The organism is Streptomyces sp. NPDC002619 (genome assembly GCF_042889305.1).
Taxonomy (GTDB): Bacteria; Actinomycetota; Actinomycetes; order Streptomycetales; family Streptomycetaceae; genus Streptomyces.
Map to the genome: position 1 here is coordinate 1 of NZ_JBIAQV010000105.1, position 7,999 is coordinate 7,999.

The following is a 7,999-nucleotide window of genomic DNA, read 5'->3' on the forward strand; positions in this document are numbered from 1 at the left end:
TCACCCCGTCACAGGGTGGACGCCGAATCGCCCTGACGGCGATCCGGCTGCCCCTGCCCTGCTCCGCAGGAGTCCGATTCCTCCCCGGCCTAAAGCCTGGCTTCGACAGTTGGTAGGCACACGAGTGGGCTCGAAATGCCTTGTGACCTGCGGATTTTGACGCTGCTGCCCGCCCGAGGCGTGTGCCTACGCCGACGCCACGGTTTGACCCGGTCTGCCCGCAGCAAAGCGGGCAATCAGCCCAATCTTTGCTGGATTTTCGAAGCTGCACCCAGTGAAGCTGGCGCGGCTCACTGGACGACTCTATCGACTGATGCAGTGCCTTCGACTGAAGTTCGAGAACCTCCGCCCAGGGACCCTGACCTGGGCGTATCCTCCTGTGTGGTGTCGGTGTCACGTCGGCGCTCGCCGGTCGCAGCGGCATTGTTCGCCGGGTACGCCCCGGTTGCTCCCGGCGTCCTGGCCGGTATGCCTGAAATGCCGTGGGCAAACGCGCTACAAGTGCACAACCCCCTACTTGACCTGGTCAGATGCATGATCAGTGCAGGCATGTGCCCGCCAACTGTCGAAGGCGGGTAAAGGCCGGGGCATCCTCGGAGGAACCCGGTGATGGCAGCGCTGCGGGCCCGCACGGACAGAGCGCGTCACCGGCACGAACGGGCCCGGGCCACCGCCCTACGGCGGCCCGGGCCCCGTGTGTCAGTCGCAGACTCAGCGGCGGGCGCGCAGCGGTTCCCCGGCGCTTTTGAGGTAAAGCAGGGCCTCGCGGTGCGAGGCGATCAGGCCCGTCTGGTGGTAGGGGATGCCCAGTTCGGCGCAGTACTGCTCGGTGATGGCCTGGGCCTGCCGCAGTGCGGGGGTCGGCATGCTGGGGAAGAGGTGGTGCTCGATCTGGTAGTTGAGGCCGCCCATCAGGGCGTCGGTGAACCGGCCGCCGCGCACGTTGCGGGACGTGAGCACCTGGCGGCGCAGGAAGTCCAGCCCGTGTTCCGCGGTGAGCATCTGCATGCCCTTGTGGTTGGGGGCGAAAACCGAGCCGAGATAGATGCCCAGCAGTCCCTCGTGCACCACGACGAAAGCGATCGCCCGGCCCGGCGAAAGCACCGTGAAGATCGCACCGAAGTACACCACGAAGTGCAGAATCAGCAGTGATCCCTCGAGAAGGGGACGTTTGACCGCCGGATTTCGCAGCGCCAGAAAACTGGCCACACTGAGCTGGAATCCCTCGAGGGTCAGCAACAGGTGGAACAGGGCGGCCTGATGGCGGCCGACGAACGCGGACAGCCCGCGCGCCGTGCCCGCCTGCCGGCGCGACCACACGAGGACGCCGGGCGCCACATCGGGGTCCTTCTCCTCGTGGTTGGGGTTGGCGTGGTGGCGGGTGTGCTTGTTCATCCACCAGCCGTAGCTCATGCCGAGCAGCGAGTTGGCCGCGATCAGCCCGCCGATCTCGGCTGGGCGGCGGCCGGTGAACACCTGCCGGTGGGCGAGGTCGTGGGCCGCGAGCCCGACCTGCCCGAAGACCCCGGCCAGCCAGACGGCGACGAGCAGCTGCCACCAGCTGTCGCCCAGCACGGCGAACGCCGCGCACCCCACGGCGAGCGCGAGGACCACCGCGCCGAACCGCACGACATAGTACATGCGGCGCCGCTCCAACAACCCTGCATCGGAAATTCTGCGTGACAGGCGGGAGAAATCGCTGCCGGTTTCCCGGGTGAACGGCGGTATATGCTCCGTGAGCACGGTGGGATTCACCATGCCACCCAGTATGCGGACGGATATTCCGCGGCATAACTGCGTGCGCCCCCTGTCAATGCAATGCCCGACCCCGGTACGAATTCCGGAAACCCTCTGGCCACCCCCGCCCGAGGGGAAGCCGACTACCGCCGCGCGCGCACCGCGGCACCCTCACGACCCGGGCCCGCCACGCTCACCGTCCGCCCCGCCGGACACCAGCGTCAGCCGGCGCCCGGCCGCGCGCTGACGCGGCAGCCGCACGGGCGGCCGGGAACTGGTCGACGGCCGGGCGGGGCCGCTCCCGTTCCAGGACGTCGCAGAGCACTTCGCCGAAGCGCGCGATGTCCTGCGGTGAGTTGTCGTGGTGCACGGAGGCGCGCACCGCGGTGGTGACCCCGCACTGCGGCAGGTGGAGCAGGGTCTCCTGCCCGACGGTCTTCGCCACGACGACACCGCGCACCGCGAGCTGCCGGCGCACCTGCGCGGCGGGCAGATGGCCGTGCCGGAAGGTGAGGATGCCGCACTGCACCCGCCCCGGGGCGATCAGTTCGGTGCCGGGCGCCTCCTCGACGGCGGCGCGCAGCCCGGCGGCCAGCTCCGGCACGGCGGTGCGCTCGGGGCGGTCGGTCAGGGCCGCGTGGAGGGCGGCGACGGCGGCGCCGTGCGGGGGCAGGTGCGGGACGAGACCGCCGCTGGGGGCCAGGGCCGCCCGCAACTCGGGGGCCACATAGGCGAATCCGACGTTCTGCGGGCCGCGCAGGAAGCGCCAGCCGTCGCCGGTGAGCAGCTGGCAGCCGATCCGGGCCGCGTCCACGGGGAGCTGGCCGACGGCGTACGAGGCGTCGACGGCGTACAGGCAGCGGTTCGGGACGAGGATGCGGCCCACGTCCTCCACCGGATTGACGATGCCGCAGCCCGCCGGGACGTGGGCCACCGGGACGAGGGCGACGTCGTCGTCGATGTGCGCGGCCATCCACTCCAGGTCCAGGTCGCCGTCCGGACGCAGCGGTACGACGTCCAGACCGCAGCGGGTGCGGTCGCGCAGGGCGAACAGGGCGGTGAGGTTGGCGACGCCCTCGTAGGGCGTCGTCCACACGCGGTCGGCCGGACCCAGCGGGAGCCGCGACAGCACGGTCGCGTACGCGTCGGCGGCACCGGCGTACAGCACGGTGTCGCCGGCCGGTGCGTCCAGCAGGGCGGCGAGGGGGACGGTCAGCTCGGGGTGCAGGACGTCGTCGAGGTGCGCCTCCAACTCGTGGGGCCCGTACCGGTCCTCGTGGCGCGTCCACTCGGTCAGGACGGTGCGTGCGGCGGCGGTCATCCGGCCCAGACCGGCCGTGCCCAGGTGGACCCTGCGGTCGCCGTGGGACGTCGCGTTCACTTCCGGGGCCTCCCCCCGTTGCGCGAGGCAATGTGTTGCTACTTACTTGGCAACACATTGCCCACAGGCGCCGGGGTTGGCACGCGGGCTCAGGCGGCGCTCTAGCGACGGAGCCTTCCGGCTCGCGCCCGGCTTGCCTCCCGAGCAATCGCCGAGCCTTGCCGGAGGGGCCCGACTTCTGCCAACTCCCGGCGTTCCTGCAGGTGATGGCGTTCCCCGGGTGGCAACTCGGCTGCCGGGTCCGGTGTTCTGGGGTGTTTCTGGCGCGGCTCTCGAGCATGTGTCCATCGAATCCCGAGCGGTTCCCGAGAATTGCTTGCCAACCTTCTTGGCAAGAAGTTGCCAAGCAGCGAACACGAAGTTGTCACGGAGGAGTCACCATGAACCGCATCGCCCGGATCGCCGCCACCGCCACCGCCACCGCCGCCGCCGTCGCCCTCGCCACCGTGGGCGTCACCGCCACGGCCGCGGACGCGATCGGCCGGCCGGCCACCGCGAAGACGGCGACGACGGCGACGACGGCCGGCACGGACGACATCGGCTGGCCCAAAGCCACGACCGTCACCACCACCGGCACCGACGACATCGGCTGGCCCAAAGCCACGACCGTCACCACCACCGGCACCGACGACATCGGCTGGCCCAAGGTGGCCGGCGTCTGAGCCGCCCTGCCTCGCACACCGGAGCCCTCTCCCCCGAGACGCCCCCGCCGGCCACCGTGCCGCCGCGGGGGCTTCGGTCGTTGCGGGGCCGGGGCGTTGCTCGCGCGGGTGTCACCTCCGTCCCCGCTCCACCCTTCTTAGAGGTGCGCCTCCGATCCTGGCCCGGACCAGCGCGGCTGCGGCGAAGGGGCGGGCTCATGACGGAGGCGAGCAGGGCATCGGTGGCCGGTGCTCTGGAGACGGTGCTCGCCACCTGTGCGGTGGGGCGTTCCCGGGTGGTGCTGATCGAGGGCGCCGCCGGCTGCGGCAAGAGCCACCTCCTGGACGCCGTGGCCGAACGGGCCGCCGACGCCGGAGCGCTGGTGCTCACCGCGGTCGCCACCGAGGCCGAACGCCGCGTACCACTCGGAGTACTGCGCCAACTGGTCGCCGGCGCCCCGGTGTCCGCGCTCCCCCACTCCAGCGCCGAGGGCGCGCGGACGTTCTGCGCGCAGCTGTGCCGCCTCGCCCTCGACGGTCCGGTGGTGCTGTGCCTGGACGACGTACAGCACGCGGACACGCAGTCGCTGCACCACCTCCGCCATCTCGTACGGCACGCCCGCCCGGCCCCGGTGCTGATGGTCGCGACCGTGTCCGCGTATGCCGATGGCCCCGAATCCCCTTTTCCGGCACCGGAGTTGGAGCGCCAGCCGCACGTCCGGCAGATCCGGCTGGGCCTGCTGTCGCCGCAGGAGACGGCGGCCGCAGCGGCACCGCGCCCCGGCCGTACGCCCGCGGAGCTGCACCGCATCAGCGGCGGCAACCCGCTCCTGCTGCGCGCCCTGCTGGCGGAGGACGCCGCCGCGTCACCGCCCCCGGCGCCCGCTCCCGGCGGCCCGTTCGCCGAGGCCGCCCTGGCCTGCCTGCACCGCAGCGGCCCGGCCGCGCCGGCCGCGGCGCGTGCGGTGGCGATCCTGGCCGACCGGGCGACGGAGCCCCTGGTAGAGCGCATGCTGGAGCGCCCCGGCGCTGACGGCCTGGCGGCGCTGCGCGCCTGCGGCCTGCTGGACGGCCTCGTTTTCCGGCACCCCGCCGTGCCGGTGGCCGTCCTGGCGGACGCGTCCCCCCGCGCCCGCGCCGCCCTGCACCGACGGGCCGCCCTGGTCCTGCACACGGCTGGCGCCCCGGCCGAGGCGGTGGCCGATCACCTGCTCGCCCCGCCGGCCGACGGCGTGCGCACGCCCGTACGCCCCGAGGACGCCACGCTGCTCGCGCAGACTGCCGAGGACCTGCTGCGAAAGCACCCGGCCGGCCACCGCACCGCGCAGGCGGAGCGCCTCCTCGAACTCGCCCACGCCATCTGCCCCGACGAGAGCGCACGCGCCGCCGTCGCCCTGCGCCTGGCCCAGACCGCCACACGCCGCACCCCGCAGGCCGCCGAACAACGCCTGACCGCACTGGCCCTGACCACCGGCCCACGCACACGCCGCCCCGACGCGGCACACACCCGCGAACTGGCCGCCATGCTGCTCGCCCACGGCCGACTCACCGACGCGACCGCGCTGCAGAGCGAACCGGCCGGCTCCCCCTGGGACACCCTGCTCGACGCCCGGCCGGCGACCTGCGAGACGCTGCTGCGCTCGACCCGGCTGACGGACGCCACCTACGCCCCGCTGGTCCTGGCGGTGCGCACACTGCTGTACGCCGACCGGGCCGAGCGTGCCGTGGCGGCGAGCCGGCGGCTGCTGGAGGAGGCGGAGGCGAGCGGGGCGCCCGGCCGGCACACGGTGTTCGCCACGCTGCATGCGGAGGCGCTGCTGCGGGTGGGCGAGGTACACGACGCACACACCCACGCGACGGCGGCGCTCGAGGCACTTCCCCCGGGCGGCGGCGGTACCTTCCGTTACGCGCCGACAGCGGTGCTCGTGCAGGCCTGCGGCGCCCTGGGCCGCCGGGACGAGGCCGCGGAACATGTCCAGCACCCGGTCACCCGGCGGGTGTTGACGAGCCTGTACGGCCTGCAGTACCTGCGCGCCCGCGGCCTGCACCACCTCTCGCTGGGCCGGCCGCACACCGCGCTGGCCGACTTCCGCAGGATCGGCCGCCTGCTGTACCTGTGGCGGGCGGACCGCCCGGCGTTCCTGCCGTGGCGCACGGACGCGGCGCAGGCGCTGCTGCGGCTGGGCAGGCCACGTGAGGCGAGGGCCCTGGCGGAGGAGCAGTTGACGCTCCCCGACGCCCGCCGGCCCTGGGTCCGCGGCCAGTGCCTGCGCGTGCTGGCGGCAACGGGCCGCCCCGCCGACCGCACGGCCCTGCTCCGCGAGGCCGTCGACCAACTGCGCCGCGCCGGCGCCCGCCTGGAGACGGCCCACGCTGTGGCGGACCTGGGCCATGCCCTCCACGAGATCGGCGCCCCAGCGCAGGAAGAGGCGGCTTTCCGGGCCGAACTCCTCCCCATCCCCACGCCCTTGAGCGAGGCGGAACACCGGGTGGCACAGCTGGCCACCCAGGGCCTGACGAACCGCCAGATAGCAGCCCACCTCCACCTCACGGTGAGCACGGTCGAACAACACCTCACCCGCACCTACCGCAAGCTGGGGGTCGCGGGCCGCGCGGGCCTGCCGGCCGGCCTGAACAGCGGGGCGGCGGCGTCCGGCTGAGTCATGGGGCGCCAACGCCTGCGAGTACGGCGTCGGCGACCGCATCGACTCCGGCTCGGACGCTGCACGCACTCTGCTCACACGCACGTGGAAGAGCCGGGCCCGGCCCCGACCACCGCGATCAGTTGAGATCCAGAACCCGGACCGGCTCGCCGATCCAGCGGTCGGGGTCGGTGGTGGCGATGATCGCTCCGTCTGGGCGGTCCGTGGTGGGCTGCGCTGCGTCCTGCGCATGTGCCGTGGCCCACGTCTTGTGCCGGGCCACCGCCAGGACGGCGGGCAGATCCAGTTCCAGGACGGTGATACCCGGAAGGGCGGCAAGGTGCTCTGCCGTACCGGGCCGGGCGCGGTCGGCTTCGACCAGCGCGCACGCCGGGGCATAGAGGTACCAGCCGGCCTCGGCATGGGTGCGGTGGATCAGCCGGGAGGCCAGGACATTGCCCCGTCCCGTCTACCTGATGACCGCCGCCGCCGTGCTCTTCCTCGTCTGGTTCGCCCGTGCCCGGCGCGCCGCCCGGCTCCCCTCCCCTGCCTGGGGGGTCGTCGCCTGGCTCGTGCCCGTCGTCAATCTCTGGGCTCCTCGGGGGCTCGTCCGCGACGTGCTGCGCTCCAGTACGGACGACCAGCAGCATGACGCGCGGCAGCATGACGACCGGCAGCGTGACGACCGGCTGGTGAACGCCTGGTGGGCCGCCTGGGTCGGGCACGCCGTGGTCACCGCCGTCTCCCAGGCCGACGGCTACTCTTTCGTCCTCGTCGCCGTGGCGGAGGCGCTCATGGTCGCCGCTGCGGTCCTCGCCGTCGCCGTCGTCCGGCGGGTCACCGAGCGGCTGGGCTCCGCGCCCGACGGCGCCGCGCCGGCCGCCGAGCCCCTCACCCACTCCTGAGCAGCCGGCCCGCACTCACAGGACCGGCGGGCCCTGCTCGATGCGGCGCAGTACCGGGGTGAGCCGGTCGAGTGCTTCGCTGGTCTGGATCTGCCGCTCGTCCCACCAGGTGGCTCCCGCCTCGGCCAGCGGGCCGATCAGAGCACGGGTCTTGGCGGCGTCGCCGCCCGGCGTGGCACCGCCGAGGACGATCTCGAAGGGAGTGCCGGGCCGGTCCTCGCGCTCCTTGCGAAGGTAGGCGACCAGGTCGCGGACCTGGCCGAGGGGCGGCACGTGGCCGTGTCCGGCGTCGGTGAACAGGGGAACCGCGCCGTCCCAGCGGGCGGCCCGGCGCATGGGCAAACGGTTCGGCCAGAAGCCGGCGACCCAGACCGGCGGGCGGGGGCGTTGCACCGTGGCGGGCAGCAGTGTCACGTTCCGTGCCTGGTAGTGCCGTCCGTCGTGGTCGACCGGGCCGCCCGACCAGTAACGCTGCAGCAGGTCCAGGCCCTCGTCCAGCCGCTCGGCCAGCACCTTCGGGTCCGTGGTGTCACCGAAACTCGCGTACTCGTCCTCGATGGGCCCGCCCAGCCCCGCGCCGAAGGTGACCCGGCCGCCGCTCACCGCCTCCAGGGTCGCCACCTGGCGGGCGAGCTGCTGCGGGCGCCGCCGGGCGACCGGGGTGACCAGCGTTCCCAGCCTGATCCGGGAGGT

General features: G+C 73.3%; 7 protein-coding genes. 3 read left to right on the forward strand and 4 right to left on the reverse strand.

Annotation, left to right across the window (positions count from 1 at the left end; all coding sequences use genetic code 11):
• Positions 1–711 precede the first annotated feature (711 nt).
• Both ACFYXB_RS45010 and ACFYXB_RS45015 read right to left on the reverse strand, forming a co-directional pair.
• Positions 712–1,758: a fatty acid desaturase family protein gene (locus tag ACFYXB_RS45010; RefSeq protein WP_389591244.1), complete on the reverse strand. Its 1,047-nt coding sequence runs from the start codon at positions 1,756–1,758 to the stop codon at positions 712–714.
• A gap of 172 nt (positions 1,759–1,930) precedes the next feature.
• Positions 1,931–3,118: an aminotransferase class V-fold PLP-dependent enzyme gene (locus ACFYXB_RS45015; RefSeq protein WP_389591246.1), complete on the reverse strand. Its 1,188-nt coding sequence runs from the start codon at positions 3,116–3,118 to the stop codon at positions 1,931–1,933.
• Positions 3,119–3,498: 380 nt separating this feature from the next.
• Between ACFYXB_RS45015 and ACFYXB_RS45020 the strand changes: the two genes are divergently transcribed.
• Positions 3,499–3,780 carry a hypothetical protein gene (locus tag ACFYXB_RS45020; RefSeq protein ID WP_389591247.1) on the forward strand — a complete coding sequence of 94 codons (282 nt, stop codon included), beginning with the start codon at positions 3,499–3,501 and terminating at the stop codon, positions 3,778–3,780.
• A 197-nt stretch (positions 3,781–3,977) separates the two neighbouring features.
• Entirely contained in the window at positions 3,978–6,419 is a 2,442-nt protein-coding gene (locus tag ACFYXB_RS45025; protein ID WP_389591249.1) for an AAA family ATPase, read from the forward strand.
• Positions 6,420–6,540: 121 nt separating this feature from the next.
• On the opposite strand, the gene ACFYXB_RS45030 is transcribed toward ACFYXB_RS45025, so the two are convergent.
• Positions 6,541–6,852: a hypothetical protein gene (locus tag ACFYXB_RS45030; protein ID WP_389591253.1), complete on the reverse strand. Its 312-nt coding sequence runs from the start codon at positions 6,850–6,852 to the stop codon at positions 6,541–6,543.
• 25 nt (positions 6,853–6,877) lie between these two features.
• On the opposite strand from ACFYXB_RS45030, the gene ACFYXB_RS45035 reads away from it, so the two are divergent.
• Positions 6,878–7,306: a DUF4328 domain-containing protein gene (locus ACFYXB_RS45035; protein WP_389591250.1), complete on the forward strand. Its 429-nt coding sequence runs from the start codon at positions 6,878–6,880 to the stop codon at positions 7,304–7,306.
• Between the two features lie 15 nt (positions 7,307–7,321).
• On the opposite strand, the gene ACFYXB_RS45040 is transcribed toward ACFYXB_RS45035, so the two are convergent.
• On the reverse strand, positions 7,322–7,999 hold a 678-nt coding region (locus ACFYXB_RS45040; protein WP_389591252.1), incomplete at its 5' end, for an LLM class flavin-dependent oxidoreductase.

Bases quoted from the DNA above. Each gene is read 5' to 3' on its own strand.
- ACFYXB_RS45020 (WP_389591247.1), top strand. From the start codon at position 3,499: ATGAACCGCATCGCCCGGATCGCCGCCACCGCCACCGCCACCGCCGCC.
- ACFYXB_RS45035 (WP_389591250.1), top strand. From the start codon at position 6,878: ATGACCGCCGCCGCCGTGCTCTTCCTCGTCTGGTTCGCCCGTGCCCGG.
- ACFYXB_RS45025 (WP_389591249.1), top strand. From the start codon at position 3,978: ATGACGGAGGCGAGCAGGGCATCGGTGGCCGGTGCTCTGGAGACGGTG.
- ACFYXB_RS45010 (WP_389591244.1), bottom strand. From the start codon at position 1,758: ATGGTGAATCCCACCGTGCTCACGGAGCATATACCGCCGTTCACCCGG.